At 73.1% G+C, this 25,649-nt stretch carries 24 protein-coding genes and 2 pseudogenes; 14 read left to right on the plus strand and 12 right to left on the minus strand.

Annotated features, from left to right (window positions below; all coding sequences use genetic code 11):
• Window positions 1-449: 449 nt before the first annotated feature.
• From ACQEVM_RS20795 to ACQEVM_RS20820, 6 genes are all read left to right on the plus strand, one after another.
• Window positions 450-1,388 (plus strand): ATP-grasp domain-containing protein, encoded by a 939-nt coding sequence (locus tag ACQEVM_RS20795; protein WP_433081197.1) that lies wholly within the window; start codon window positions 450-452, stop codon window positions 1,386-1,388.
• Window positions 1,385-2,203, plus strand: coding sequence for an ATP-grasp domain-containing protein (locus ACQEVM_RS20800; protein ID WP_433081199.1), 819 nt, complete (start codon window positions 1,385-1,387; stop codon window positions 2,201-2,203). The genes ACQEVM_RS20795 and ACQEVM_RS20800 overlap by 4 nt, the downstream gene beginning before the upstream one ends.
• Window positions 2,204-2,296: 93 nt before the next feature.
• Window positions 2,297-3,250, plus strand: coding sequence for a DMT family transporter (locus tag ACQEVM_RS20805; protein WP_433081201.1), 954 nt, complete (start codon window positions 2,297-2,299; stop codon window positions 3,248-3,250).
• Window positions 3,251-3,397: 147 nt separating this feature from the next.
• A complete protein-coding gene (locus ACQEVM_RS20810) occupies window positions 3,398-4,459 on the plus strand; it encodes a zinc-dependent alcohol dehydrogenase family protein (RefSeq protein ID WP_433081203.1) in 1,062 nt (353 codons plus the stop codon).
• A gap of 164 nt (window positions 4,460-4,623) precedes the next feature.
• Window positions 4,624-5,283 carry a GOLPH3/VPS74 family protein gene (locus tag ACQEVM_RS20815; RefSeq protein WP_433081205.1) on the plus strand — a complete coding sequence of 220 codons (660 nt, stop codon included), beginning with the start codon at window positions 4,624-4,626 and terminating at the stop codon, window positions 5,281-5,283.
• A 239-nt stretch (window positions 5,284-5,522) separates the two neighbouring features.
• Window positions 5,523-6,371: an ATP-grasp domain-containing protein gene (locus ACQEVM_RS20820; RefSeq protein WP_433081207.1), complete on the plus strand. Its 849-nt coding sequence runs from the start codon at window positions 5,523-5,525 to the stop codon at window positions 6,369-6,371.
• A 238-nt stretch (window positions 6,372-6,609) separates the two neighbouring features.
• Here the strand turns inward: ACQEVM_RS20820 and ACQEVM_RS20825 are convergent.
• Window positions 6,610-7,257: pseudogene (locus ACQEVM_RS20825) on the minus strand (alpha/beta fold hydrolase); the annotation flags it as partial.
• A 359-nt stretch (window positions 7,258-7,616) separates the two neighbouring features.
• Here ACQEVM_RS20825 and ACQEVM_RS20830 point away from each other — a divergent pair.
• Window positions 7,617-8,588, plus strand: a complete 972-nt coding sequence (locus ACQEVM_RS20830) for an alpha/beta hydrolase fold domain-containing protein (protein ID WP_433081209.1) — start codon at window positions 7,617-7,619, stop codon at window positions 8,586-8,588.
• 2,007 nt (window positions 8,589-10,595) lie between these two features.
• Window positions 10,596-11,522 (plus strand): 5'/3'-nucleotidase SurE, encoded by a 927-nt coding sequence (gene surE, locus ACQEVM_RS20835; protein ID WP_433081211.1) that lies wholly within the window; start codon window positions 10,596-10,598, stop codon window positions 11,520-11,522.
• A gap of 63 nt (window positions 11,523-11,585) precedes the next feature.
• Here surE and ACQEVM_RS20840 read toward each other — a convergent pair whose 3' ends face one another.
• Window positions 11,586-12,707 carry a DUF2330 domain-containing protein gene (locus tag ACQEVM_RS20840; RefSeq protein WP_433081213.1) on the minus strand — a complete coding sequence of 374 codons (1,122 nt, stop codon included), beginning with the start codon at window positions 12,705-12,707 and terminating at the stop codon, window positions 11,586-11,588.
• A gap of 288 nt (window positions 12,708-12,995) precedes the next feature.
• Between ACQEVM_RS20840 and ACQEVM_RS20845 the strand changes: the two genes are divergently transcribed.
• On the plus strand, window positions 12,996-13,475 hold the full coding sequence (locus ACQEVM_RS20845) for a hypothetical protein (protein WP_433081215.1): 480 nt from the start codon (window positions 12,996-12,998) through the stop codon (window positions 13,473-13,475).
• Between the two features lie 114 nt (window positions 13,476-13,589).
• Here ACQEVM_RS20845 and ACQEVM_RS20850 read toward each other — a convergent pair whose 3' ends face one another.
• Entirely contained in the window at window positions 13,590-14,357 is a 768-nt protein-coding gene (locus ACQEVM_RS20850) for a DeoR/GlpR family DNA-binding transcription regulator (RefSeq protein ID WP_433081217.1), read from the minus strand.
• 73 nt (window positions 14,358-14,430) lie between these two features.
• Here ACQEVM_RS20850 and ACQEVM_RS20855 point away from each other — a divergent pair, with 73 nt between their 5' ends.
• Window positions 14,431-15,633: an MFS transporter gene (locus tag ACQEVM_RS20855; protein ID WP_433081219.1), complete on the plus strand. Its 1,203-nt coding sequence runs from the start codon at window positions 14,431-14,433 to the stop codon at window positions 15,631-15,633.
• Window positions 15,634-15,733: 100 nt separating this feature from the next.
• On the opposite strand, the gene ACQEVM_RS20860 is transcribed toward ACQEVM_RS20855, so the two are convergent.
• The 5 genes from ACQEVM_RS20860 to ACQEVM_RS20880 are packed head-to-tail and all read right to left on the minus strand — an operon-like array spanning window position 15,734 to window position 20,493.
• Window positions 15,734-16,369, minus strand: a complete 636-nt coding sequence (locus tag ACQEVM_RS20860; protein ID WP_433085286.1) for an HAD family hydrolase — start codon at window positions 16,367-16,369, stop codon at window positions 15,734-15,736.
• A gap of 26 nt (window positions 16,370-16,395) precedes the next feature.
• Window positions 16,396-17,490 carry an ABC transporter ATP-binding protein gene (locus ACQEVM_RS20865; RefSeq protein WP_433081221.1) on the minus strand — a complete coding sequence of 365 codons (1,095 nt, stop codon included), beginning with the start codon at window positions 17,488-17,490 and terminating at the stop codon, window positions 16,396-16,398.
• Window positions 17,491-17,495: 5 nt separating this feature from the next.
• Complete coding sequence (locus tag ACQEVM_RS20870; protein ID WP_433081223.1) at window positions 17,496-18,437, minus strand: ABC transporter permease; 942 nt, start codon at window positions 18,435-18,437, stop codon at window positions 17,496-17,498.
• On the minus strand, window positions 18,425-19,324 hold the full coding sequence (locus ACQEVM_RS20875) for an ABC transporter permease (RefSeq protein WP_433081225.1): 900 nt from the start codon (window positions 19,322-19,324) through the stop codon (window positions 18,425-18,427). The genes ACQEVM_RS20870 and ACQEVM_RS20875 overlap by 13 nt, the downstream gene beginning before the upstream one ends.
• The gene (locus tag ACQEVM_RS20880) at window positions 19,324-20,493 is read right to left on the minus strand and encodes an ABC transporter substrate-binding protein (RefSeq protein ID WP_433081227.1); all 1,170 of its coding nucleotides are present in this window, start codon (window positions 20,491-20,493) and stop codon (window positions 19,324-19,326) included. Before ACQEVM_RS20880 ends, ACQEVM_RS20875 begins: the two co-directional genes overlap by 1 nt.
• Before the next feature lie 233 nt (window positions 20,494-20,726).
• Here ACQEVM_RS20880 and ACQEVM_RS20885 point away from each other — a divergent pair, with 233 nt between their 5' ends.
• A complete protein-coding gene (locus tag ACQEVM_RS20885; RefSeq protein ID WP_433081229.1) occupies window positions 20,727-21,479 on the plus strand; it encodes a GntR family transcriptional regulator in 753 nt (250 codons plus the stop codon).
• Here the strand turns inward: ACQEVM_RS20885 and ACQEVM_RS20890 are convergent.
• Window positions 21,470-22,309, minus strand: coding sequence for an NAD-dependent epimerase/dehydratase family protein (locus tag ACQEVM_RS20890; RefSeq protein WP_433081231.1), 840 nt, complete (start codon window positions 22,307-22,309; stop codon window positions 21,470-21,472). The genes ACQEVM_RS20885 and ACQEVM_RS20890 overlap by 10 nt on opposite strands.
• A 71-nt stretch (window positions 22,310-22,380) precedes the next feature.
• Between ACQEVM_RS20890 and ACQEVM_RS20895 the strand changes: the two genes are divergently transcribed.
• Window positions 22,381-23,307 carry a LysR family transcriptional regulator gene (locus tag ACQEVM_RS20895; RefSeq protein WP_433081233.1) on the plus strand — a complete coding sequence of 309 codons (927 nt, stop codon included), beginning with the start codon at window positions 22,381-22,383 and terminating at the stop codon, window positions 23,305-23,307.
• On the plus strand, window positions 23,304-23,579 hold the full coding sequence (locus ACQEVM_RS20900) for a hypothetical protein (protein WP_433081235.1): 276 nt from the start codon (window positions 23,304-23,306) through the stop codon (window positions 23,577-23,579). The genes ACQEVM_RS20895 and ACQEVM_RS20900 overlap by 4 nt, the downstream gene beginning before the upstream one ends.
• A 3-nt stretch (window positions 23,580-23,582) precedes the next feature.
• Here ACQEVM_RS20900 and ACQEVM_RS20905 read toward each other — a convergent pair whose 3' ends face one another.
• The 3 genes and pseudogenes from ACQEVM_RS20905 to ACQEVM_RS20915 all read right to left on the minus strand — a co-directional run.
• Window positions 23,583-23,864: a DUF3817 domain-containing protein gene (locus ACQEVM_RS20905; RefSeq protein ID WP_433081237.1), complete on the minus strand. Its 282-nt coding sequence runs from the start codon at window positions 23,862-23,864 to the stop codon at window positions 23,583-23,585.
• 1 nt (window position 23,865) lies between these two features.
• Window positions 23,866-24,372, minus strand: a complete 507-nt coding sequence (locus ACQEVM_RS20910) for a hypothetical protein (protein ID WP_433081239.1) — start codon at window positions 24,370-24,372, stop codon at window positions 23,866-23,868.
• Between the two features lie 14 nt (window positions 24,373-24,386).
• Window positions 24,387-24,476 (minus strand): annotated as a pseudogene (locus ACQEVM_RS20915) (DJ-1/PfpI family protein); the annotation flags it as partial.
• Between the two features lie 190 nt (window positions 24,477-24,666).
• Between ACQEVM_RS20915 and ACQEVM_RS20920 the strand changes: the two are divergent.
• Window positions 24,667-25,629 (plus strand): GlxA family transcriptional regulator, encoded by a 963-nt coding sequence (locus ACQEVM_RS20920; protein ID WP_433081241.1) that lies wholly within the window; start codon window positions 24,667-24,669, stop codon window positions 25,627-25,629.
• The last annotated feature ends 20 nt before the right edge of the window (window positions 25,630-25,649 follow it).

Consider the following 25,649-nt stretch of genomic DNA (forward strand, 5'->3'; position numbering starts at 1 on the left):
CCTCAAACCGGGGCGAAAATGGAAGAGAGGGTTCCTGTGGCAACGAGGCGTAACTATAGGAGAACCGTTGATCACTTTGGATAGCTCTTGACCACTATCACCCTGCGTAGTGGCCGATAGATCCCATTGTGTAGTTATTTGGACCTGTTTGAGCTCGGTCACAATTCGTTTCCCCGGGCTACGACTCCCCCCTGCGCCGGGACCTCACGCCGTCACGGCGGAACGCGGTCCGTCCCGCCTCACCCGCCCCCCGCCACCGGGGACTCCCGTACCGTCAGTGCACCGTGCGCCTGCGCACCGTGACGGTTCGTCCCCGAATCCGATCCGAGGAAGACGCGAAGAATGGCACCCTGCGGGACGATCATCACATTGCGGCCATGGCATCCTGTGACGTCACAACTCGCCGGACGGGATCGGCGGCGGACGTCCGGGGAATATGGGGAAGGTCCATGAGGCTCTGCTTCCTGGTGGAGGAGCACTACCGCCACGACGGCATGCCGAACGAGGTGATCCGGCAACTGACGGCTTGGGGGCACCATGTGGACGTCCTGCGGCCGGGCGGCTCGCTGCTGCGCATGACGGACCTGGTGGATGCGGGTGCCCATGACGCCTGGGTGCTCAAGACCGTGTCGGGCGGCCCCGGGCTGACCCTGCTCGAAGCCGCCGCGGCCGCGGGAATGACGACGGTCAACGACGCCCGGTCCATCCGGGGCGTGCGGGACAAGGCGCTCGCCGCCGCCATCGGGCGGGTGCGAGGACTTCCGTTGCCCCCGACCTACGCCGTGGCACGACCCGAGCTGTTGGCGGAGATCCCGACCTCGGAGTACCCGCTGGTCGTCAAACCCGCCGACGGGAGTTCCGGACGGTCGGTGCACCTGTTGTCCACCCCGGACCGGCTCGCGGCCCTCCTCCCCGAACTGGCGGGCGAGGGCATGCTCATCGCCCAGCCGTACGTGCCCAACTCGGGCACGGACATCAAGGTGTACTGCGTCGGCGGGGAACTGTTCGCCACCGAACGCTGCTCACCGCTTCACCCCGACCGCGCGGTACACGAACGCCAGGTGCCGCTCTCGGCCGAGGTGGCGGCCATCGCGGCCCAGGTCGGCGCGGTCTACGGACTGGATCTGTACGGGCTGGACGTGCTGCTGGGCCCCGAGGGGCCGGTGGTGGTCGACGTGAACGACTTCCCCAGTTTCCGTCAGGTCCCGGAAGCGGCGGCCCGGGTGGCACGGGCGGTACTCGACCTGGCACGGGTGGGCGGTGTCCGGGCGGAGGATCCCGCCGGCCCCGGGCCCTCCTGGCCGCAACAGCGAACGCACGCGGCCCCGGCGCCGCTGACGACGACCATCGGGGCACACGTCTCGGCGCGAGCGGGAGAAGGCGTATGAGGATCGGTCTGATCACACCGGACCCGGGGCACCCGCTGCTGGCGACGGCCGCGGAGATGCTGGGGGTCGACCACGAGGTCCGCGTACTGGACCCGGCGGATCCCGGGGCGGCGGCGGTCGCCGCCGCCGACCGGGCCGACGTGTACCTCTTGAAGGCGCGCACCCCGAGGGCGCTGGAACTGGCGCGTGAACTGGAGCGACAGGGCGCCCGGGTGGTGAACTCGGCCGAGGCCACGGAACGCTGCCAGGACCGCACCGAGATGGCGGAGTTGGCCCGACGCGCCGGACTGCCCTTCGCCACCACGCGGACCTTCGGCTCGCTGGGTCAGTTGGCTCTGCACTCCACCGGACCGGGGCTGCCCGGAATGCCCTGGCCGGTCGTGGTCAAGAGCCGACGAAGCCGCAAGGACGACCTGGTGGCACGCGTCGACGACGCGGCACGGCTGCGGAAGCTGGCCGGCGGCTGGGGCCAGGAACCCGTCGTGGTCCAGGGATTCGCCCCCAACAACGGCTGGGACCACAAACTGTGGGCGATCGGCAACCGGGTCTTCACGGCACTGCGCCGCTCCGAACTCGCCGACGGGGAAAGCTCCGCGGAGCACGCCCCGGACGAACCCCGTCCGGAGTGGGCGGAGCTGACCCTGCGGGTCGGCGAGGTCTTCGGCCTCGACGTGTACGGGGTGGACGTCATCGACACCGGCGAGGGCGCCCCCCTGATCGTGGACGTCAACGCCTTCCCCGGCATCCGCGGCCAGGCAGGAGCCCCCGAGGCGCTGGCCGCCCTGGCCGTGCGCAGGGCCCGCGGGAACGGCTGACGCACCGCGCGGAACGTCCGTGCGCGGGGCCGGACGGGGGAAGGCGCCGTGTCCCGGCCGAACGCGGTCGGGCCTCGCGGTGAGGATCGCGGGATGGGCTTCGTCCTGCCGGTCCTCCTCGCGCTCTTCGCGGCGCTCAGCAACGCCCTCGCCACCGTGCTCCAACGCCGGGCCGCGCTCACCGTGCCGCAGAGCTCCGGATTCCGCCCCGGGCTGGTCCTCGACCTGCTGAGACGCCCCCTGTGGCTCGCCGGGATCCTGGCGGTGATCCTGGCCGGGGCGGGGCAGGCCGCCGCGCTGGCGACGGGCCCGCTGGCCCTCGTACAACCGCTCTTCGTGCTGGAACTGCCGCTCGCGCTGCTCATCGCCACCCTGCTGACGCGGCGACGGCTCCCCTCACCGCTCTGGATCGCCGTGGTGGCGGTGGTCGCCGGGCTGGGGCTGGCCCTCGCCGGCGCCGCACCGGCCGGGAACCGCACCCACGTGGCGCTCGACCGCTGGCTCCCCGTTCTTCTCGCGTGCGTCGTCGCCGTGGCCGCCCTGGCCGCCGCCGGACTGCGCCGGCCGCCGGGACGGGCCCGGGCCGGATGCCTCGGGGCGGCCACCGCCGTCTGCTACGCGCTCACGGCCGGCCTGATGAAGTCCTCCATGCACATCCTCACCGAAGGCGGCATCGGTGCGTTCCTCACGTCGTGGCAGACGTACGCCTTCGGCGCCACCGGCATCTGCGCCCTCCTGCTCCTCGAACACGCCATGCAGGGCGGCCCCCTGATCGCCTCGCAGCCCGCGCTGACCTTGGGCGACGCCGGCATCAGCGTGGCGCTGGGCGTCCTGGTGTACGAGGAACACCTGCGGTCCGGCTGGTGGCTCCTTCCCCAACTCGCGGGCATCGCACTGATCGCGGTCGGCATCCTGGCACTGGCCCGGTCGGGCGAGGACGAGGAGGGGCTCGGGGTCGATGAGGCGGCCGGCGCCGGCAGTGGGGACGGGCCCGGCGGCGGGGACGGGCCGGGTGGCGGGGACGGGCCGGGTGGCGGGGCGGTCTGAGCCCCGTGGACCCGGGCGCTCACGCCGAACGCGGGGACGATGAAACCGGTGACGACGAACGCGGGCAGGACGGGCGCGGAACGGGGCGCCGGGTGCGCCCGGCCGGTAGCGTGCGGGACAGTCGAGCGAGGGCGGAGGGCGGATTCCATGCGCGCGGTGGTGTTCGAGCGGTTCGGCCGGCCGGCCGAGGTACGCGAGGTGCCGGATCCGACCCCGGCGGCGGGCGGCGTCGTGGTCCGGGTGGAAGCCACCGGCCTGTGCCGCAGCGACTGGCACGGCTGGATGGGGCACGACCCGGACATCGTGCTGCCCCACGTTCCCGGGCACGAACTCGCCGGCGTCGTCGAGGCGGTGGGGGCGGGGGTCACCTGCCGCGGTGTCGGTGACCGGGTCACGGTGCCGTTCGTCTGCGCCTGCGGCAACTGCGCCGACTGCGCGGCCGGCGACCACCAGGTGTGCGCCCGACAGACGCAGCCGGGTTTCACGCACTGGGGGTCGTTCGCCGAGTACGTGGCCCTGGACCATGCCGATGTGAACCTGGTGCCGCTGCCGGACGAGCTGTCGTACGACACCGCCGCCGGGCTGGGCTGCCGGTTCGCGACGGCGTTCCGGGCAGTGGTCGCGCAGGGCAGGGTGGCGCCGGGCGAGTGGGTCGCCGTACACGGGTGCGGCGGGGTCGGGCTGTCCGCGGTGATGATCGCGGTGGCGGCCGGGGCCCGGGTCGTCGCCGTGGACACCGCTCCGGGAGCACTGGACCTGGCGCGGCGGTTCGGGGCCGCCCACGGTGTGGACGCCGGTTCGCTCGACACGGCGGAGGCCGTCCGTGAACTGACCGGCGGCGGGGCCCACCTCTCGCTCGACGCCCTGGGGTCCCCCGCGACGGCGGCCGCTTCGGTCGCCGGGCTGCGCAGGCGCGGACGGCACGTGCAGGTCGGGCTGCTGCCGTCGGGGGCCGGACGGACGGTCCTGCCGATGGAACGGGTGATCGGCTGGGAGTTGGAGATCCTCGGCAGTCACGGCATGGCCGCCCACGCCTACCCTCCGATGATGGAACTCGTCCGCTCCGGCGCCCTGCGCCCGGACCTGCTGGTGACGGCGACGATCACGCTGGACGGGGCGCCGGACGCGCTCGCCGCGATGGGCACGGCGCAGGGAAACGGGATCACCGTCATCCGGCCCGCGGCGGTCTCCGGACCCCGGGTGCGCTGAGTGTGGGCGCGGGCCGGCTGTGGGCGCGGGTCGGCTGTGGGTGTGCTGACCGCGGGTGCCCGCCGGCCGCGGGGTCTCGCCGGTTCGGTCGTCACACGGCCGGGAACTCTCCGTGTTCGCCGGACGTCTGACCATCTGACGACAGACCACCGGGGGGACGGGACATGACGATCACACTGGCCGAGGAGATCATGCTGCTCTCCCTGGACGACGAGTCCGGGGCGGCGAAGCAGCGAGAGGCCGCGGGGTGGGCGGTCGCGGGCGGAATCCTGCTCGAACTGGTCATGGCGGGGCGGGTGTCGGTGACGGGCAAGCACCTGGAGCTGACCGACGCGACCCCCACCGGACAGCCGCTGCTCGACACCCGCCTCCACCTGCTCGAAACGTGGATGCGCGGCAAGAGCAGGCGTCGGGTGACGGACTGGCTGACCAAGGACCACACGAAGGCGGTCGGGGCCGCCCTGGAGAGCCTGCGCGATCGGGGTGTGGTCCTGGAGACCCACCACAAGGTGCTGGGCGTGTTCCCGACCCGTCGCCATCCCGAGGCCGACGGTTCGGTGGAGCGGGAGCTGCGGGACAGGCTCCACGCGGTCGTCCTGGGCGGTGCGGACCCGGACGAGCGGACGGCGGGCCTGATCGCGCTGATCCACTCCGCGAAGCTGGGGCGGCTGGTCTTCCCCGACGCTCCGCGCAAGGAGACCGCCGCGCGTCTGGGGGAGATAGGCGACGGACAGTGGGCCGCCGAGCACGTCCGCAAGGCCATCCGCGACATGCAGTCCGCGATGGCCGCGGCGACGGTCGCCACGGTCGTGGCGGTCACCTGAGGCCCGCCGAAAAGGCGTCGAAGGCGTCGCCGGAGGCTTCGTGAGGACGGGGCGGCGTCCCACCGACGCTGAACGCCTCACGGCAGATCGGTGTCGCGGTCACGGGACCCTGATGGACACGTCGGTGGCGTAGATTCGCGGCAGCTCCGGGACATGCCCGGGTGCGGTCGAGGTCTGGGGAGCGGTGCCGCGTGACGCGTGCGGGTGTGGATGGGGGCGGGTCGGCGACTCGACGGGTCGTGTTGGCGACCGACGGCTTCGGCTGCGCCGAGGACGCGGAACTGCCCGTCCTCGTGGCCGCGCTGCGCGAGCGAGGCGTCGACGCGGTCGCGGTCGACTGGGCCGAGGAGGACCACGACTGGGCCGCGCCGGACGTCGTCGTCATCCGCTCGACCTGGGACTACTCGCAGCGGCTGCCCGAATTCCTCGCCTGGGTCGACGGAGTGGACGCGGTGACCGCGCTGCACAGCCCGGCCGGGCTGGTGCGCTGGAACAGCGACAAGGTGTACCTCGCGGAGCTCGCGGCCCGGGGAATCCCGACGGTCCCGACCCGGTTCATCGCGCCCGGCGACCCGGTGACGCTGCCGCCGAACGGTGAGATCGTCGTCAAGCCGTCGGTGTCGGCCGGCTCCCGCGACACGGCCCGGTACACGCCGGCCCAACGGGAGGCGGCCTCGGCTCACGTCCGGATGTTGCACGCGGCCGGGGCGACGGCGATGGTCCAGCCGTACATGGAGCGGATCGTCGACGGGGAACGGGCGCTGGTTTTCCTGGGCGGCGAGTTCAGTCACGCGGTCCGCAAGGGCCCCGTGCTCACGGACACCGGCCACATAGACAACACCCGTGTCCCGCACCCCGACCTGACCGCACACACGCCCTCGGCGGCCGAACTCGCCCTGGCCGGCGCGGTGCTCGCCGCGACGGCCCCCCGCACGGCCGGCCCGTTGGCCTACGCGCGGGTGGACCTGGCACCGGCCGGGGACGGCACTCCCGTCCTGATGGAGCTGGAACTGATCGAGCCGAACCTGTTCCTGACGATGGCCCCGGGCGGCGTGGAACGGTTCGTGGAGGTCGTCCTGGGGTTGTGAGCGTCGGGCAGCGCGGCAGCTGCCGCTCGGTCACCCCGGATCGGGCCTGCGGATCCGGCCCGGCGGTTCGGGAATCTGCGGGCCTGTGGACCTGTGGGGCGTGCGGTCGGGGCGTCAGCGGCAGAGATCCGCCACCAGTTCCAGTTCCGCCGCGAGTTCTCCCGGATCGCGGGGACCGATGTGCGGAGCGGCCAGGGACCGGACCCGGAAGGGGCCGGTCGTCGGTGAACCGCAGGTGGGTGCGCGGGATCCGACCCCACGACTCGGGCAGGCCCCGGGTGTCGGCGGCGCCGATCTCCGCCGACTCGTCGGGCTCCAGGATGTTGAGCAGGTTGCGGACCTCGTCGTCCGTGCGGTCGGCGGCCATTCCCTCACGGAAGATCCGCAGGAACTCGGGAGCGCCGGAGCGCCAGTTGACCCGGTTGATCCCCCGTTCCGCGGGCGTGGGCACGACGGGCAGGCGGAAGATGGCGCTGCCGGCGGCCTCGGGGGCGGTCATCAGCTGCTGCATGGTGGCCCGCACGGAGGGACAGAAGGCCGAGACGTAGACGAGGTGCGAGATCAGTTCGGGGACCCGGTTGGCCACGGTGTTCAGCGTGAGTCCGCCCATGCTCTGACCGACCAGCACCACCGGGCCGAGCCGGTGCGCCCGCCGCACCACATCGGCCACGTGGTCGGTGAAGTGGGCCGATGTGGCCTTGGCCGTCGTCGAGGGTTCGGTGCGCAGCCCCTCGGGGTCCTGTGGTGTCTGGTAGGAGCACGGGAATTAGGCTCCGGGCCCGTGGCCGGGCAGATCGACCGCCACCGCGAGGTGCCCGCGCAGGGCGAGCTCGGCCAGGACGGGGGCCCACCCGTAGGAGTTGCCGCCCGCCCCGTGCACCAGCACGAAGACGGGCCTCGTCGAGGATCGGGCAGCAGCGTCGTCCTTCTCGTTCGTCGTCCTTCTCGTTCACGTGCGTCGCGTCAGACACGTGATCACACTGGCAAGTCGATCATGTGGGACCGGTGTTTTCGGCCCCGCCCGATCGCCGGGGAAAGCGTCCGAACGGGCGAATCGGGCCTCGCGGAACCAGGACCACGGTGGGGCTTGTGCTCGGCGGAAACGCGTCGTTAGAGTCGCGATTACACGTGTAACCCGGCTGCTCGCACCGGTGACCGCCCGAGCATTCCGGACATGCATCACCACGCCTGGCCTCGCACCGACCCCGCCGGCCCTACGGGCCGCGCCGCACAGGAAGGGCCGCAATGACGCAATCTCCTCCCGCCACATCCGCGCCCGTCGCCTTCGATCCGGCCGACACGACCTGGCCGCCGCCTCCCTACCGGGCCCCCGAGCCCCCGGTGACGGACGAGCACGGGGTCCGCCACCACGACGGGATCACCTACGCCACCACGCCCGGCTACCGGCCCCGACTGCTGGACGTTCGGGTGCCGGCGGGCGAGGGTCCCTTCCCGGTGGTGGTCTGGATCCACGGCGGCGGATGGCTGGACGGCGACCGGCGCTACCCTCCGCCGACCGTGCCGGCCGCGCTGCTGCACGGTGCGGTCCTGGGGGCCGGGCTCGCCCTCGTCTCCATCGACTACCGGCACAGCCTCGAAGCCCCCTTCCCCGCGCAGTTGCACGACGTGAAGGCCGCGATCCGCTACGTCCGCGCGTACGCCGGGGTCCTCGGCCTCGACGCCGACCGGATCGGCGTCTGGGGCGAGTCGGCGGGTGGGCACCTGGCCGCGCTCGCGGGCCTCGTCCGCCCCGACAGCGCGGACGGAGCGGCGCTGGAGGGCGCGCACGGCGTGGGTTCCGGGGACACCACCGTGCGGGCCGTGGTCGACTGGTACGGGGTCTCCGACCTGATCTCCCTCTCGGAGCACCCGATGCCGCCGATGCCCCCCGGTGTCGAGTTCCCCGACCCGTACGAGGCCCTCCTGGGTGCGGGCGTGGCCGCACGCCCGGAACTGGCGAAGGCCGCCAGCCCGGTGACGTACGCGGCGGTGTCCTCGAACCCGCCGCCGTTCCTCCTCGTACACGGCCGGCTGGACGGGCTGGTCCCGTACAGCCAGAGCGAGTTGCTCGCCGCCGCACTGGAGAGCGCGGGCGGCGAGGTCGTCCTGCGGCCGGTGGAGGGCGCCGACCACATCTTCCTCGGCTCCCCCGACGTCCCGCGCATCGTCGCGGAGAGCGTCGCGTTCCTGTCCCACCACCTCCGCGCCGAAAGCTGACAAGCACCTCGCGCCCCAACACCGGACCTCGGCCCCGCTCCCCCGCCAGGGCGGCCGGGGCGCGGGGCCGCCGTGGGCGGAGCGGGTCAGCCCTGGGCGCGGAGCGAGCCTGCCGACCCGGGCGGCCGTACGCGGGCCCGCACGCAGGTCGGTGCACCGGTCGGAACGCGGGTCCGCACGCGAGTCGGTACGCGGGTTCACACGCGGATCGCGACGCGGGTCGGTACACGGGTCGACACACGGGCCAGCACACGGGTCGGGGTCGCCGGGGGGCGGCCCCGGCGCGTGCTGGTCCGGTACCGGTCTCGCCCCGTGGCGGCGTCGGGCTGAGGGCCGGACCACGCTGCCCCGGCGCTTCCCGGACCCTCGAAACACGCTCGGGCGTGCTGCCCTCGTGAGCGGCGCCGTCGGGTTCTTCGTGGCAGCCGACGACGTCTCGGCGAACCGGGTGACCGGCAGCTCCGGGATCGGCGCCCTCGCGTCCTTCGGTGCGGCGACTTCGAGGCCGCCGAGGACGCGCTCGTCGAGTGGGTCCCGACCTGGGCAGGCCGGACGGCCGAACGGCCGGCCACGGGAAGCTCGTCGAGGACGGGAGACCGCGCGCCGTGGCCGTGGCCGGGGAGGCGGGCAGCGGCGGCGCGGTGTTCCGCTCGGCGGCGTGCCCCGGACGGGAGGTCAGCCTGACCGGGCATCACCGGGGCCGGCGACCCGTTCCCGTCGCCGGGAGGCGAGTTCCACCGCGCCGATGACCGAGGGTGTTCAAGCGCGAACGGAAACGATAGCGTCGCGATCATGAAGGTTTCGCATGCGAATGATCGTGCGACGGGTCCGCTCATGGATCGGGGCATTGATGAGTGTGGCAGGGCAGTTGCTCCCGCTTGTCGGCGTCGCGCTCGGCGCCGTCACGTCGTTCCTGGCGGTGAGCCTGAACGAGCGCACCAAATGGCGCAGGCAGCAGTCGATCCGATGGGACGAGCGCCGGATGACCGCCTACGCCGAGTACCTCCACAGCGTGAAGGAACTCGCCGCCCGCTACCAACGCATCGCCGCAGCACACGGGTTGGTCACCGGTCCCGCACCACTGGACCTCACGGGCGAAGTGCTCGAAGAACTCGCCGAGTGGGAAGCCCGTCGGTCCGCCCTGTCCGCGACGTGCGGACTTGTGGGTGACACCAGGACCAACACCGCGTCGAAGTCGCTCAACCACTGCCTGTGGCGCCTGGAACACCTCGCGCGGGGAGTGACGGCCGAGGTCGAGCAGAACTGGGATCAGGCGTACCAGGAGTTCCGGGAGGCCCGGCGGCGGTACGTGGGAAAGCGCCCGAAGCAGTATCGGCGTGCCCGGTTCCGCGACCGACGAGGTCGCCTGGCCGTCGGCTTGGCGACCCGCGCCGCGAACGCCCCGAGCGCCCGGAACGCCCCGAACGGAAGCCTGAGGGCCGGGGCGTACGCCACGCGCCGTCGATCGACGGCGCATCGACGTGTGCGGTCGCCCGTGCGCCAACGGTGCGGGCGGCAGGGGACGGTCATCACCGCATCGCCCGGTCACCCCCGGACGGGGCGGGGCGTCCGGAGGTCTCGCGGTGGATCAGGATCGGCTCGACCTCGGGCACCGGCGCCGTCGCACCCCGTCCGGATCAGCTCGTGGACCGCGCCCTCGAGGAGTGCGGCCCGATCGCGATGCGTGCGGCCGGATCGAACCCCGCCCCGCCGCCGCCGGGCCTTCCGAAGGTTGCACGCGCCATGTCGAGGGAGGGTCGGGGCACGGGCCGGCCGCCGGCCGTGACAGTCAAGGGCGTTGATCCACCCGGGTGTTGTTCGTGCCCGTCCACAGGCTTCCGGTTGGGGCACGATCCGCGCGAGGGCTCGTCCCCACCTCTGGCGGCAGCGCTGGATGGGTGCTACACAGTGTCCCAGCACTTCAGGTGACACGTGTAAGTAACCTGCCGTTCACCGATCTCGGCGCTCGATATCCCTGCCCACTCCCCTTCCTCGAAGGAGCGTTCCGTGCGACGCCATCACGTCATGCCCCTGGCCGCCCTGCTGCTGTGCGCGCCGACCCTGGCCGGCACGGCGCCGGCGGCCGCCGCATCACAGGCCCGACCGGCACCCGCCCCCACGCCCGCCGCCCCGTTGCGGATCCTGCTCACCAACGACGACGGCTTCGACGCTCCCGGCATCCGCAAGGCGTTCGAGCGACTGACCGCCGCCGGACACGACGTGACCATCGTGGCGCCGCTCACCAACCAGAGCGGCACGGGCACCAAGATGGCGAGCGCACCGTCGATCGCGGTGCGACACCCCGCTGCGAACGTGTGGGCGGTGGACGGCACTCCCGGTGACTCGGTGGCCTTCGGTCTGTCCGAGGTGTTCGCGGGTCGCGCCCCCGATCTGGTGGTGTCGGGCACCAACTTCGGCCCCAACGTGGCCGGCCTGGCCACCCACTCCGGCACGGTGGGCGGTGCGGTCGCCGCGCTGGAGTCCGGTGTGCCGGCCATCGCCCTGAGCACGGGCGGTGTGACGACGCCCGATCCGGTGACCACGGTCAACGCGATGGGGCCGACCGTGGACTTCGCGGTCAAGTTGATCGACCGGCTGCGCGTCCGGGCGCCCCGGTCCGGGCCGCTCCTGCCCGCGGGGGTCGGGCTGAACGTCAACCATCCGGTCGTCGGCGCCGACGGCAAGGGCACCGCGGTCGGGGTGGCCTCGACCTTCCAGGACCCGCAGACCCTGCTGAGGCCCGACTTCACCGACGCCGGCGACGGTACCTGGAAGATGAGCGTGAAGGTGGACCTGAGACCCGCTGCCCGGGGCGGCGACGTGGAGGCCGTCGGCGCGGGCAGGATCGCCGTCAGCCCGATGGGCGCCGACTGGAACACCGGCCCCGTGGACTTCGCCCGCACCGCCGCCCTGATCGCCGGGCTGCGCCCGTAGGACCCGTCGGGCGGTGGGCGTCTGCCGGGGAACGCACCCTGACCGGGCGCGCCCCTCGCCCGGTCAGCCCGGCGCCGGCGCCGTCGCGGCCGACGCGCGACGGCGGCGTCGGGTACGGCGTATGGACAGCAGGGTCACCGCCGCACCCACGAGGACCAGCAGGGCTCCCGCCACCGTCGACAGCCAGACGGGCACGCCGCCCGCCGTGAGGAGTTCGTCCCGGTACACGACCTGCCGGAACGGGGTGTCCTTCGCGGTGGCGCGCAGTTCGTGGTCCCCGTCGATGCGGCCGGGGTCGGGGAACCGTTGGTCGATCGCGGTCAGGAACACCGGCGCGGTTCCGCCGGTGAACTCGGCCAGGGAGCCCTCCGGGGTGACCGTCCCGGCGAAGGTCACCTCCGGGGCGGCCCCGCCGATCGGGGAGGCGGGTTCCATCCGGTGGTCGGCGAGTACGTACAGGCCCAGCGCCTGGGCGGACTTGGCGAGTCGGGACAGTCGCATCGGGTAGACGAGTCGGTCACTGGCGAAGCTGATGCGCAGCGGGTCGAGTTCGCCGCCCAGCGTCGCGCCCTGTTCGCGGGGGGCGAGGCGGACGGCGACGTACTCCCACTTCCGGTCGACGTACGGCTTCAGCTCCGCGGCGAGTCGGTCGGGCAGTTTGAAGTCGTTGCTCTCCAGCCAGTCGCCCAGGGCGTCCGGGTCGGTGGCGGTCAGTCGGGCGACGTCGAAGTCGCCGAGCCGTTCGCGGCCGACGACGCCGACGGACGGGGCGCCGGCGCCGGGCCGTGCGGCGCCGGCTCCGTCGAGGCGGCCGGAGGAGAAGGGCCAGTCGCGGTCGCGGGGCCAGAAGTACGTACGGGTCTTGTGCTCGGGGCGGGTCAGTCGACCGAGTTCGGGGATCAGGTCCGGGTCGCCGAGTTCGACGCCGGCCCGCGAGGGCACAGGCATGATCCAGGCGGCGCGTTTGGCGTCGCCGCCGACCGTGAACCGCATCACGATCTGTTCCTTGTGGCCGTCCCACCGCACGACCGAGGTCTCGCGGGCCACCCCGATCCGGGAGAAGCCGTCGGGGACCATCGCCCCGCAGCCGCAGGCGTAGGCGGGGGCGACGAGGCTGCCGAGTTGCGTCGCGAGCAGGGCGAACAGGACGGCCAGTGCTCTTCGTCTCTTCGTTGCGTTCCACACGCGGTCTGGGACGAGCGGTCACGGGATCCGGTTCCGGACGCGCGGCCGCCGCCCCGTCGCCCTCGGTCGTCACCGGCCGCCGCCCTGTCGCCCTCGGTCGTCACCGGCCGCCGCCACTCGGCGCCTGCCGAACCTCATCGGCTGCGTGACCGAAAGTGTCCTGTCGACCCCGTTCCGTGGGGCGGATCGACCGTCGCGGAGGCCGCCGGGACACGGTCGGTCAACGTTTCGTACCGCCAGCCGGATGGGCCCTGGTCGGGGGTGGTCCGCGGCTCCCATACTGGCTCCATGAAACGGACGGACAATCCCCGGCGCAGCCCCCTGGTGCCGGATGCCGTGGAGGCGGAGATCGAACGGCACGACTGGGAGGCCATCGAATGCGGATGCGGGCATTCCGCAGGACATCTCGTACCCACGCTCTGGGACGCCGCCGAGGGACACCCGGCCGCGTTCCACGCCTTGGCCGGGCATGTCTTCACGTGGTCGAGGCTCCAGGCGCCGGCTCCGGCGGCCTGCGCGGTGCTGATGGCCATCTGGGCGGCGGGGCCGCCGCGCCAGGCGACCCGGGAGGCGCTGTTGCGCACACTGCTGGCCCTGCTGGGCACGGAGGACGACGGCTCCTCGCACGAGGCCGGGCTGTACGGGCAGTGCGCGGCTTTCGTCCGCCGGTCCCTGCCCGAGCTGCGCCGGGAGGCGGCCGGCGGCCCTGACTCGGTGACGGCCGCGTACGCGGAGGGCGTCGTGGAGATCCTGACCCTCTGCGCGTGAGGGTGGCGTGGCGGGCCCGCGCCTGACGACCTGGAGAGGTCCGAGCCGGTGCCCGGGCGCCCTCGGCCCGTCACGGCAGCCTTGCCGTGACGGGCCGAGTGGCGCCCGGTCCCGTCACACCGCCCTTACCGTGACGCCCTCCCGGGTCAGCGCCTCGATGGCGGCCTCCGGGGCGGAGGTGTCGGTGATCACGGCGTGCAGGGTCGCGGCGGGTGCGACGAAGGCGAGCGCCGTGCGCGTCAGCTTCGCCGCCTCGGCGACCGCGATGACCCGCCGCGACGAGGCGATGGCGGCGCGCTTGACCGCGGCGTCGGCCAGGTCGTAGGCGGTCAGGCCGTCCGTCGGGACCAGACCGCAGCAGCCGATGACGGCGGTGTCGAAGCGCAGCGCGGCCAGCGAGGTCTCGGTGAGGGGTCCGGTCAGGGCCAGCTCTCCCGGGCGCGGCAGTCCACCGGGCAGCAGAAGCGTCAGGTGCGGCGCCCCGGTCAGCGCGTTGGCCGCGTGCAGGGACAGTGGCATGACGGTGATCCGTCGCTCCCTCAGGGCGCGGGCCACTTCCAGGCAGGTGGTGCCACTGTCGACGACCACCGATTCGCCGTCCGCGATCAGGGATGCCACTTCGGCGGCGATCCTGCGTTTGACGTCCTCGCCCTCCCGGGCGCGCAGGGCGAACGGGGGTTCTTCGCCGCGGAGCAGCAGGCTGCGGGCGCCTCCTCGGAAGCGTTCCAGCACTCCCTGGTCGGCCAGTGCCTCCAGGTCGCGGCGGATGGTCATCTCCGAGGCGCCGGTGAGTTCGGCGAGTTCCGTCACGGTCAGTTGCTCGCGCTCGCGTACGGCCTCGGTGATCCGTCTCAGTCGATCGGTACTCGCTGTGCTCGCCATACCCTCATTGAACATTCCGGATGTTCGAAACTCAAGCTGGTGAACATGGAATCTGTTCTCTATGGTGCTTTTCATGAGCAGATCCCTGCGGGCCGCGCGCCTCGCCACCTTCGCCTTCTTCGCGATCAACGGCTTCCTCATGGGCATGTGGATCGTGCACATTCCCGCCGTGGAACACCGCACCGGCATCAGCCACGCCGTCCTGGGCTCGCTGCTGCTGCTGTTGGGCGGCGGGGCGTTCCTGGGCATGCAGATCGCCGGGCCGCTCACGGACCGGCTCGGCAGCCGCCGCACGGTTCCGGTCGGGGCGGCCGTCTGCAGTGCCGCCCTGGTGTTGCCCGCGTTCGCCGGTGACGTCCTGACCCTGGGCGTGGCCCTGTTCGTGCTGGGCTTCGGCAACGGCTGTCTCGACGTCGCCATGAACACCCATGCCGTACAGGTGGAACGGGCCTACGGGCGGCCGGTCATGTCCGCCTTCCACGCGGTGTTCTCGCTGGGCGGGGTGCTCGCCGCGCTCACCGGGGCACTGACGCTCGGGCTCGGCTGGAGCACGACCCTGACGCTGACGACGGTGGCCGTGCTCGGGCTCGTCCTCACCGTGCCGGCCTCGGCGGCCCTGCTGCCGCCGCCCGCCGAGCAGGCGAAGGACCGCGCCGAGGCCGCGCCGGGGGTGAAGCGGCGTACGCCCGCGCGGATCTGGGCCCTGGCCGCACTCGCCTTCGCGCTGATGCTCTGTGAGGGCGTGGCCAACGACTGGAGCGCGCTGCACCTGCGGGACGTCCTCGACGCGCCCGCGGCGACCGCCGCCCTGGCCTACGGCGCCTACTCCACCGCGATGACCGCCGGACGCCTGGTCACGGACCGGGTGGTGGCCCGGACCGGTCCGGTGTCCGTCGTGCGCTACGGGGCCGTGTTGGCGGCCCTGGGGCTGACGGCCGCCGCGCTCGGCGGCTCCGTGCCGGTGGCGCTGGCCGGCTGGACGGCCTTCGGTCTCGGACTGTCCGGCTGCGTCCCGCAGTTCTTCAGCGCCGCCGGACACGAGGACCGGGGCGGCTCCGGCACCAACGTGTCCCGCGTCGCCGGCCTGGGATACCTCGGCATGCTGGCCGGCCCGGCCGTGATCGGCCCGCTCACCCACCTGGTGCCGCTCAACCTGGCGCTGCTGCTGCCCGTCGCACTCTGCCTCGTCGCGGCGGGCGCGGCCGGGGTGCTGCGGGCCCGGCCGCCGGCCACCGAGGGCTCGCGACCGAGGCGCACATCGGAGCCGGCCGCGTGAGGGTCCGCGTGGGCGCCCTCCGCGCCGGGCCGGCCGTGCGGGGCCCGGCCCGGTCCCCGCGGCGGGTTCCACGGGATGGGAGGCGCCGGGGCCCGAGACGTCAGGACGGGAGGTGCGAGGCCAGGCACGCGCGCAAGGCGTCCGGGGTGACCTCCTCCAGCGTCCGGGCGAAGCGGCGCGCCGCCGAGGCGGGCACCGGCAGCAGGGACGGCACCACCAGGACCCCGCAGCCGGCCGCCTCCGCCGAGGCCGCGCCGTCCGGGGAGTCCTCCACCGCCACGCACGCCTGCGGTACGAGGCCCAGTCGCCGGGCGGCGGCCCGGTAGGGGTCCGGGTGGGGCTTCGTCCGCGCGGTGTCGTCGGCGGACAGCGTGAGCGCGAAGGGGACGTGGGCGAGCGCGCCCGCGAGCACCGAGTCGACCACCACCCGCGGCGAGGCACTGACCAGGGCGAAGGGCACTCCCTCGGCGGTGAGGGCGGTCAGCAGCCGCTGGGCGCCGGGGCGCATCGGCGCGCCGGCCCGCACCCGCCGCAGGAAGTCCTCGGTGAGCGCGGCGCCCACCCGGGCGGGGTCTCCCCCGCCCGTGACCCGTACGAGGTGGGCGGCGGTGTCCTCCACCGCCCGGCCGACGACCTCGGGCGCGTCCGCGTCGGTCAGGGCGTGGCCCAGCGCGGCGGCGGTCTCCTCGGTGGTCCGCCACCACAGCACCTCGGTGTCGACGAGGGTGCCGTCCATGTCGAACAGGACCGCCCCGAGCCCGCTCACTCGGCCCTCGCCACGACGAGCACGGGCCGTTCGGCCAGGCCCACGGTCGCCCGCGCGCCGGGCGGCAGTTCCCCGGCGTCCCGCGACGGCAGGTCGGCCTTGACGCTCGCCCCGCCGGGCAGTTCGAGGTGGAGTCGGGTGACGGACCCGAAGAAGGCGGCGGAGACCACGGTGGCGGTGCCTGCGGCATCGGCGGTCGCGGTGACGTTCTCCGGGCGGACCAGCACCTCCACGTCCCTGCCGGTCGGGACCGGGCCGTCCACGGGCAGTCGCGCGCCCGCCACCTCCACCAGCCCGGAGTCGGCGAGCCGGCCCGGGAGCCGGTTCATGGTGCCGACGAACTCGGCGACGAAGGGAGTCGCCGGCCGCTCGTACAGTTCGGCGGGGGCGGCGCACTGCTCCAGCCGCCCGGCGTTCAGCACGGCGACGCGGTCGGCCATCGACAGGGCCTCCTCCTGGTCGTGCGTGACGAACACGGTGGTGATGCCGAGGGACAGTTGGAGTCGGCGGATCTCGTCGCGCAGGTTCGACCGCACCTTGGCGTCGAGCGCGGAGAGCGGCTCGTCGAGGAGCAGGACGCGGGGGCGCAGGGCGAGGGCGCGGGCCAGCGCGACGCGTTGCTGCTGGCCGCCGGACATCTGGTGCGGGTAGCGGTCGCCGTGGTCGGGCAGGCCGACGAGGTCGAGGAGTTCGGCGGCGCGCTCGCGGCGCCGTGTCGCGTCCACCTTGCGCACGCGCAGGCCGAAGGCCACGTTGTCGCGGGCGTTGAGGTTCGGGAAGAGGCTGTACGACTGGAAGACCATCCCGGCGTCGCGGCGGTTGGCCGGGACGCGGGTGATGTCCTGTCCGTCGACGAGGACTTCACCCGCGTCGGGCTGTTCGAAGCCGGCGACGACGCGCAGCGCGGTGGTCTTTCCGCAGCCCGACGGTCCGAGCAGGGCGACGAGTTCGCCCGGTTCGATGGTCAGGTCGAGACCGTCCAGGGCCACGGTGGAGCCGAACGTCCTGCGCAGGCCGCGGAATTCGACGCGCGCCCCCGAGGGGGTGTCGGGATCCGCCGGCTTCCGGGTCACGGGAAGGGTGGTGGACATGGGGGTCAGGACTCCTTGCGGGAGGTGGGGGCGACGCCTGTCGCGGCGGTCGGGGTGGTCCCGGCCCGCGAGAGGGCGAGCAGCAGCAGCCAGGTGATCAGGAGGCTCAGGATGGAGACGGCCACCGACATCCGGGCCTGGGCGCCGGAAATGGACACGATCCACACCGCGAAGGGCCGGAACCCGAGGAGGGAGGCGATGGTGAACTCGCCGAGCACCAGGGCCAGGGTCAGGAAGGCGGCTCCGGCGAGCGAGGCCCGCAGGTTGGGCAGCAGGACGCGCAGGACGACGTACGGCCAGCTCGCGCCGCAGCTGCGGGCCGCCTCGACCAGGGTGGGCACGTCCACGGCGCGCAGGCCGGCGTCGAGGGAGCGGTAGACGAACGGCAGCGCCAGCACGGTGTAGGCGAGGACCAGGACGACGGGGAACCGCTCGTCCTGGACCGCGAGGAAGGTCTGGTAGAGCGGGGTGCGCGAGAGGTGTTCGGGTCCCCACCGCAGCACGGTGGTGATGCCGGTGACGAGCGCGATGGGCGGCACCACCAGGGGCAGCATGCACATGACCTCGACGACGGGGCGCAGCCCGGGCGAGCCGATGCGGACGCCGATCAGCGCGGGCACCGCGAGGAGCAGCGACAGCACGATGGTGGCGGCGGCGAGACCCAGGGAGAGCAGCAGGCTCTCGGTGAAGCCGTCGGCGGCGAGGAGTTCGGTGTAGGCGGCGAAGGTGACGCCTTGGCCCGGCACGTGCACGGTGAACACGAAGGACGCGACGAGCGGTACGAGGAAGTAGGCGCCCGCCAGGAGGAGTACGGCGCCGCGCCAGACCCGGGGGCGTGGTCGGGACCTGCGCGGGCTCCGGGCCGGCGCGTCGACCGGCGCCCCCGCGGCGGCGGCCTCCAGGGCCTCGACGGTGGTGCGGGTGGGCGTCGGGGTCATCGCAGCCATCGGGCGCTCCGTCGCTGGAGGGGCAGGTAGACCGCCATGACCAGGCCGGCGATCAGGATCATGTCGAGGCCGAGGGCGAGCGCCACGTTCTCCTGGCCGGTGAGGACGTTCCCGGCCAGCGCGTCCGCGATCTTCAGCGTGACCAGGGGCACGGAGCCGCCGACGAGTGCGGCGGCCGTGGCGTGCGCGGCGAAGGCCGTGCCGAAGAGCAGCACGAACCCGCCGAGCAGCGAGGGCGCGAGGACCGGCAGTCCGACGTGGCGCCAGAACTGGCGGCCGGTGGCCCCGCTGTTCTCCGCGGCCTCGCGCCATTGGGGGCGCAGTCCGTCGAGTGCGGGCGCGATGACCAGGACCATCAGCGGGGTGAGGAAGTAGAGGTACACCACGGACAGGCCGGTGAAGGAGTACAGGTTCCAGCCGAGGCCGCCGAGGTCCGCGAGTCGGGTGACGACTCCGGAGATGCCGGCGGTGGCGATGAACGCGAACGCCAGCGGGACGCCGCCGAAGTTGGCCAGTACACCCGAGGCGGTGAGGGTGGCGCTGCGCAGGGCCGTCGACCGTGAGGTGACCACGGCCTGGGCGATCAGCACGCCGAGCACGCCGCCGAGCAGCGCGGTCAGGGCGGAGAGCCGGACGCTGCCGACGAGGGAGTCGAGGTAGGGGCCCTGGAGCGAGCGAGCGAGGTGCTCTCCGGTCAGGGTGGTGGTACCGCGGGCCGGGTCGGTGGTGGTGACGGCTCCGAAGGCGATGGCGCCGAGCGGGATGCCGAAGCACAGCCCGGTGAAGACGAGGAGGGGCAGGGTGGCGAGCCAGGTGCGCGGGCCGCGCCGCCGGCGGCGGGCGCCGCCGGCGGTCCCCTGGTGGGGGGTGGTGGAGGAGGCTGACATCAGGAGAGGGCCTTGTCCCACTTCTCGGCGAGGGTGGCCTTGGCCTTGTCGAGTTCGGCGGAGGCCGGGAAGGACGGGGTGCCCTGGACCTTGGGCAGCTTCTCGACGGCGGTCTTGTCGGCGCTGCCGTCCTGCGTCATGCCGGGGAGCAGGACGGGCCGGGCGTAGCCCTTGAGCCAGAGGTTCTGGCCCTCGGCGCTGTAAAGGAACTCCATCCACAGGCGGGCGGCGGCCGGGTTGGGGGCGTCCTTGTTGATGGCCTGCGAGTAGTACTGGGCGTAGACGCCGTCGGTGGGGACGGCGACCTTCCAGTCGACGCCCTTGCCCTTGAACTGGTCGGCGTAGCCGGCGTTCAGGTAGTCCCAGTCGATGGAGATGGGCGTCTCGCCCTTCTCCACGGTGGCCGGGGTGGACTCGACGGGGATGAAGTTTCCGCTCTTCTTCAGCTGCCCGAAGAAGTCGATGCCGGGCTGGATGTCACCGAAGGAACCCTTGTTGGCGAGGGCCGCCGCGTAGACGCCGCCGAAGGCGGAACCGGACTTCGTCGGGTTTCCGTTGAGGGCGACCTTGCCCTTGTACTCGGGCTTCAGGAGGTCCGCGAAGGTCTTCGGGCAGTTCGGGACGCGGGCGGCGTCGCAGCCGATGGAGATGTAGCCGCCGTAGTCGTTGTACCAGCGGCCGTCGGCGTCCTTCTGACCGGCGGGGATCTTGTCCCAGGCGGTGACCTTGTAGGGCGCGAAGAGGTTCTCGCCGGCTCCGCTGCGCGCGAAGGCGATGCCGAGGTCGAGGACGTCGGGGGCGCGCTTCTGGCCCTTGCGGGACTTGACGGCAGCGATCTCGTCGGCGCTGGCGGCGTCCGGGTTCTCGCTGTTGATCTGGATCTTGGGGTACTTCGCCTGGAAGGCCTTGAGGATCTCGCCGTAGTTCGCCCAGTCGGCGGGCAGCGCGATCACGTTGAGCCGGCCCTCCTTCTCGGCCGCGGCGACGAGGGCCTTCAGGTCGCCGAAGTCGGCCAGGGAGGCAGCGGCACCCGGCTGTACGCCCTTCTTGGCGTCACCGGTCGAACCGGCGTTCTGCTGGTCGGGGGCGGCACCACACGCGCTGAGCGTGGTGAGGACGGCGACGCCGAGCAGTACGGCCGCACCACGACGGGCGGAGGAACTGAGCACGGTCTCTCCTGGAGACGAAGGGGGTTTCTTGTCCGACCACTTGTCCGACCACTTGTCTGAACAAGTTGGCTCCAGTTCGCCCGTGCCCGCTGTACGGACGGTGAACGGAGGCTGGACCGTGGAGCACGGCTTGCGGAAGAGCGGAGATTGACCGAAAGAAGCCGTGACAGGGGCGGTTCGATGATCATGAGTAACGGGCAAGAGGTCGGTCGGTTCGACGAGGGGCACACGGCATGGGCACGGTCAGGTATCTGGAGATCGCCGAGGCGCTGCGGCAGGCGATCCTGTCCGGCGAGTACCGGGTGGGTGCGCGGCTGCCCTCGGAGAGCGACCTGGCCGCCCGGTGGTCGGCGTCGCGCGGCACGGTCCGCCAGGCGGTGGCCACCCTCGCGGCCGAGGGGCTCGTGGGCTCTCGGCAGGGCGCGCGCAGGATCGTCCTGCGTCACGAGCGCAACCACAGTTTCGGCGAGTTGAACAGCTTCGCCCAGTGGGCCGAGGGCGTGGGACACGAGGCCGCCGGCCGGTTCCTCTCGCGTACCCGACGCCCCGCCGGCGCCGAGGAGGCGCGACGGCTCGCGGTGCCGCCGGGTACGGAGATCCTGGCCGTGCTGCGGCTGCGCCTGCTGGACGGTGAGCCGACCATGGTGGAGCGCACGGCGTACGCCGACTGGGTCGCGGCGGCGGTCGAGGCGCTGCCCGAGGACTGCCGCTCCGTGATGGACGGCCTCGCGCGCGACTCGGGGATCGTCGCCCAGTACGGCGAGCACCTGATCGACGCGCTGCCGGCCGGGAGCGAGGACGCCCGGCTCCTGGGGATCAGGCGCGGCGGGGCGCTGCTGCGCCAGCGTCATGTCTCCGCCACCCGTACCGGCCGGCCGATCGAGTGGTCCGATGATCGTTACCGGGCGGGCAGCGTCACCTTCAGTGTGAGCAACTCCGCGGTGGCGACACCCTTGGGAAGGCACCCGGGCGATCGTCAGACATGATCGCGGAGGGCCGGGCGCGCGGCTTCCGCGATCTCCCCCGGCAGCCAGTCCGCGGTGCGGGTGAAGCGGAAACCGAGTGCGGTGGCACGGGAGTTGTCCAGCGCGTAGTCCCGGTCGAAGGAGAACGGCGACGCGGGCCCGCCCGCCCCGACCGTCCGGTAGCGGGGCCGCCGTCCCAGTCCTTCGCCGATCAGCTCGCAGAGTTCGGTGACGGTCAGGGCCCCGTCGGAGGCCGCGTCGACGGGGCCGGTGAAGCTCTGCTCCGCCGTCCAGCGCAGGAAGTCCGCGATCTCGTGGTGGTGGATGAAGGACGTGGGGCGCGGGGCCTCGTGGACGTCCACCGGGGCGCCGGAGCCGATCCGCCCGACGTAGTGCGCGAGCCTCCCGGTGAACTCGGCGGCCCCGCCGCCGAGGACGTGGGCGCTGCGTACGGCGACGAAGGGGAACTCCGCCGCGGCCAGCACCGCCTCGGCCTCCCGCTTGCCCCGCACGTAGCCGGCCGCTTCGCGGGTGGGGGGCGCCGGGTCGTGTACCTCCATGGTGGAGGTCATCACGTAACGCCCCGTGGTGCCCGTGAAGACACGGCGGGCGAGGGTGGCCTGCTCCGGTGTGTAGCAGACCTGGTCGAGGACGACGTCGAAGCTCCGCCGCCCCAGGGCCGTGCGCAGCCGCGCCTCGTCGTCGCGGTCGGCGAGGAGGTGGACGACGCCCGGTGGCGGGGCGGCGGATCCCCGGTTGAGGACGGTGACCCGGTGGCCGGCGTCGCGGAGCGAGGTGACCAGATGCCTGCCGAAGTACCGGCTCCCGCCGATGACCAGGAAATTTCGCATGTGTTCGACTCTGCCGCTGTAGGGTCCCCGGCGGTACTGATGTCTTGCTGAACTCGCCGTAAGGAAAACTGTTGATCGATGTGCAACGGCTGCGCGTGCTGCGCGCCGTGGTCGAACACGGCAGCTTCAACAAGGCGGCCGGCGCCCTGCGCCTGACCCCTTCCGCCGTCTCCCAACACATTGCGACGCTGGAGCGCGGGGTCGGCCGGCCGGTGGTCGTGCGCGGCAGCCGCGGGATCACCCTCACCGAGCCGGGCCGGCTGCTGACGGAGGCCGCAGAGTCGATCTTCGCCGAACTGGACCGGGTACGGCACGCGATCGAGCGTCTGAGCGCGCCCCGCCCCCGCCTGACGGTCGCCACGTTCACCAGCGGGGGCCGGCATCTGTTGCCGACGGCGCTGTCCCGGTTCGTGGCGGCGCACCCCGAGGTCGAGCTGACGGTGCGGGAGGCCGAACCGGAGAGCGCGCTGCCGATGGTGCGCGACGGTGCGGCGGACCTCGCCGTCGGCTACCACTTCGACGAGCCCCTGCCCGCGCTGCCCGGGGTGGACTGGTCGCCGCTGATGGACGACCCCCTGTGGGTGGTGCTCCCGCCCGACCACCCGCACGCGGGGCGCGACTCGATCGCCCTGGCCGAACTGACCGGCGCCCGCTGGGTGCTCGGCTGCCTCAGGACCGAGGCCTACCTGCGGCGGTACGCGCAGCGGTCCGGCTTCGAGATCCGGATCTCGGCCTCCACCACCGACTACTTCTTCGCCCAGACCCTGGTGGCGGCGGGCGTCGGTGTCTCGCTCGTTCCCCAGGTCGCCCTGGCCACCCCGCCCGACGCGCCCCGGCCGGGCCCCGCGGCCCCGTCCGGGGCGCCCGTCGCCGTGCGGGTCGAGCCGCCCCGCCCCACCCGGCACCTCGGGCTGGCCACCGCGCGCCGGCGGGACGCGCGGCCGTACCTCGACACCCTGACCGGCGCCCTGCGGGACGCGGCGAAGGAGTCCCGATGAACCGTGTCGCGCACGGCCTCGCCGCCAATCCGGCGCTGCCCGGCGCCCTGCTGGACCGGCTGATCGCGCTCGCGGACGAGGAACTCGCCTCCGCACTCGCCGAGCGCGGAGACCTCCGCCACGACCAGGCCGTGGCGCTCGCCGCCGCGCATCCGGCGCTGTCCCCCTCTCTTCTCGCCTCCCTGCTCACCGGACCCGACGAGGGCATGGCAGAGGCGGCGGCCCGCAATCCCTCGCTGCCGCCCGAGGTCATGGAGGGACTGGTCCCCTGAGCCTCAGCCGACAGGGGCTCCGGCATCGGATCGGGTGAGCCCGCGCAGGGCCAGGACACCGCCGATCCCGGGGAGCAGGGCGAGTCCCGTGGTCAGCGGGGTACGTCTCGGGTCGCGAGCCACCGCGACCAGGGTGAACAGGTAGGCGCAGCCGTGCACGGGGCCCGCGAGCGTGGAGATCGACGCCAGGTGCACGGTGGCGAGGTTCACCAACAGGACGACGAGCGAGCCGAGTTCGATGCCGGCGGCCGTCGGCAGCAGCCGTCCGGAGTGGGTCGCGTTCACCTCAGGCTCCCGTCGTCGAGCCGGGGCGGATGATCATGAGGATGGTCACCGTGACCCACAGCAGGTTGAACGCGCCGGTGAGCATGGCCAGTCGGGCCGTCTCGGCCCTCTCCACCGGCGCCGTACCCTCTTCCAGTCGGGCCACCAGGGCCTCCTGGCCCGGCAGGATCCGCAAGGCGAGGATCGCGGCGGCTACGGCCGTGAGGGCCATGGAGGCGATCAGCCAGGCATCGGTCAGCACCCCGAGGGAGGACGCCGTCGCGAGGCCGAACACCGGCACCGCCACGCCCACCGCGGCGTAGACCCGACAGACGCGGTGCAACAGCCGTACCGCTCCCACGCCGGACGCGGCGGACGCCGCGGACGCGCCGACCCCGGCGGGTGGTGCGCCGGACTCACCGGGTCGCACGCGCCGGGTGGCGGCGGGGAACATGCTCGCCGCGACGGCCACCGGCCCCACGGCGAGGATGGCCGCCACCACGTGCACGGCGAGCAGGAACGCGGTCACGGGGCGACAGTGGCGCTGAGCGTGCCCGCCGCGTGCGAGACCTCGTGGGGGGCGATGTCGTCAAGGGGGTCGAATCCATCGAACAGGACGAACCGAACGTGCATGTCCGCTTGCCTCTTTCGCTTCGGGGTGGTGTGCGCGACCCACGCTAGGAGGCTCGCCCGACTCCTCACAGGGGCAGGAACGACAAAGGGCAACGGGTTCCCGCCAACCCGCGCCACCGGATTCCTTCGCCCCCACAGCACCGTGACCTGCCCGTTGGAGCATGGCGGGAACCGAACTACCCTGGGTCTCATGCATACCGTGGCGGTTCTCGCGCTGGACCATGTGGTGGCCTTCGACATCGCCACCCCCGTCGAGGCGTTCGGGCGGGCCCGGCTGGCCGACGGACGGCTGCCCTACCGGGTCCGGGTGTGCGGAACCGGGGGCGAGGTGACCGCGAGCAACGCGTTCACGATCCGCGCCCCGTACGGACTGGACGCCCTGGCCGACGCCGACACCATCGTCGTGCCCGGCCGCGCGGAGGACGCCCCGCCGCCCGACCCGGCGGTACTGGAGGCCCTGCGCTCCGCCGCGGCGGCCGGGACCCGGATCGCCTCGATCTGCGCGGGCGCGTTCGTCCTCGCCGCGACCGGTCTGCTGGACGGACTGGGGGCGACGACCCACTGGATCGCGGCCGCGCGACTGGCCGAGGAGTTCCCACTGGTCGACGTACGCCCCGACGTGCTCTACGTCGACAACGGGCAGTTGCTCACCTCGGCGGGGGCGGCGGCCGGGCTGGACCTGTGTCTGCACATGATCCGGCGGGACTTCGGTTCGGCGGTCGCGGCGGACGCCGCGCGACTGTCGGTGATGCCGCTGGAACGGGAGGGCGGTCAGGCCCAGTTCATCGTCCACGCCCAACCCCCCGTGGCGCGCGGGTCGTTGTTGGAGCCGGCGCTCGCCTGGATCGAGGACAACCTGGGGCGGGACCTCACCCTGGCCGCCATGGCCGCCCGGACCGGCATGAGCGAGCGCACCTTCAGCCGCCGGTTCCGGGAGCAGACCGGGACCACTCCCTTGCAGTGGCTGCTGCGCGCCCGGGTCCGTCGGGCCCAGTTCCTGCTGGAGACCACCGAGTACGGCGTGGAGCGCATCGCCGCGCAGTCCGGGTTCGGCTCCCCGACCGCGTTCCGGGAGCGGTTCAAGCGGGTCGCCGGGATCACCCCGCAGGCCTACCGCTCCTCCTTTCGCGGGACGCCCGCCGAGGTGCTCTGAATCCGCACGTGTCGGAGGTC

Source organism: Streptomyces sp. CA-243310, from assembly GCF_050936775.1.
GTDB lineage: Bacteria > Actinomycetota > Actinomycetes > Streptomycetales > Streptomycetaceae > Streptomyces.

Bases quoted from the DNA above. Each gene is read 5' to 3' on its own strand.
- ACQEVM_RS20795 (WP_433081197.1), top strand. From the start codon at position 450: ATGAGGCTCTGCTTCCTGGTGGAGGAGCACTACCGCCACGACGGCATG.
- ACQEVM_RS20800 (WP_433081199.1), top strand. From the start codon at position 1,385: ATGAGGATCGGTCTGATCACACCGGACCCGGGGCACCCGCTGCTGGCG.
- ACQEVM_RS20805 (WP_433081201.1), top strand. From the start codon at position 2,297: ATGGGCTTCGTCCTGCCGGTCCTCCTCGCGCTCTTCGCGGCGCTCAGC.
- ACQEVM_RS20810 (WP_433081203.1), top strand. From the start codon at position 3,398: ATGCGCGCGGTGGTGTTCGAGCGGTTCGGCCGGCCGGCCGAGGTACGC.
- ACQEVM_RS20815 (WP_433081205.1), top strand. From the start codon at position 4,624: ATGACGATCACACTGGCCGAGGAGATCATGCTGCTCTCCCTGGACGAC.
- ACQEVM_RS20830 (WP_433081209.1), top strand. From the start codon at position 7,617: ATGACGCAATCTCCTCCCGCCACATCCGCGCCCGTCGCCTTCGATCCG.
- ACQEVM_RS20845 (WP_433081215.1), top strand. From the start codon at position 12,996: ATGAAACGGACGGACAATCCCCGGCGCAGCCCCCTGGTGCCGGATGCC.
- ACQEVM_RS20850 (WP_433081217.1), bottom strand. From the start codon at position 14,357: ATGGCGAGCACAGCGAGTACCGATCGACTGAGACGGATCACCGAGGCC.
- ACQEVM_RS20855 (WP_433081219.1), top strand. From the start codon at position 14,431: ATGAGCAGATCCCTGCGGGCCGCGCGCCTCGCCACCTTCGCCTTCTTC.
- ACQEVM_RS20860 (WP_433085286.1), bottom strand. From the start codon at position 16,369: ATGGACGGCACCCTCGTCGACACCGAGGTGCTGTGGTGGCGGACCACC.
- ACQEVM_RS20865 (WP_433081221.1), bottom strand. From the start codon at position 17,490: ATGTCCACCACCCTTCCCGTGACCCGGAAGCCGGCGGATCCCGACACC.
- ACQEVM_RS20870 (WP_433081223.1), bottom strand. From the start codon at position 18,437: ATGGCTGCGATGACCCCGACGCCCACCCGCACCACCGTCGAGGCCCTG.
- ACQEVM_RS20875 (WP_433081225.1), bottom strand. From the start codon at position 19,324: ATGTCAGCCTCCTCCACCACCCCCCACCAGGGGACCGCCGGCGGCGCC.
- ACQEVM_RS20885 (WP_433081229.1), top strand. From the start codon at position 20,727: ATGGGCACGGTCAGGTATCTGGAGATCGCCGAGGCGCTGCGGCAGGCG.
- ACQEVM_RS20890 (WP_433081231.1), bottom strand. From the start codon at position 22,309: ATGCGAAATTTCCTGGTCATCGGCGGGAGCCGGTACTTCGGCAGGCAT.
- ACQEVM_RS20900 (WP_433081235.1), top strand. From the start codon at position 23,304: ATGAACCGTGTCGCGCACGGCCTCGCCGCCAATCCGGCGCTGCCCGGC.
- ACQEVM_RS20920 (WP_433081241.1), top strand. From the start codon at position 24,667: ATGCATACCGTGGCGGTTCTCGCGCTGGACCATGTGGTGGCCTTCGAC.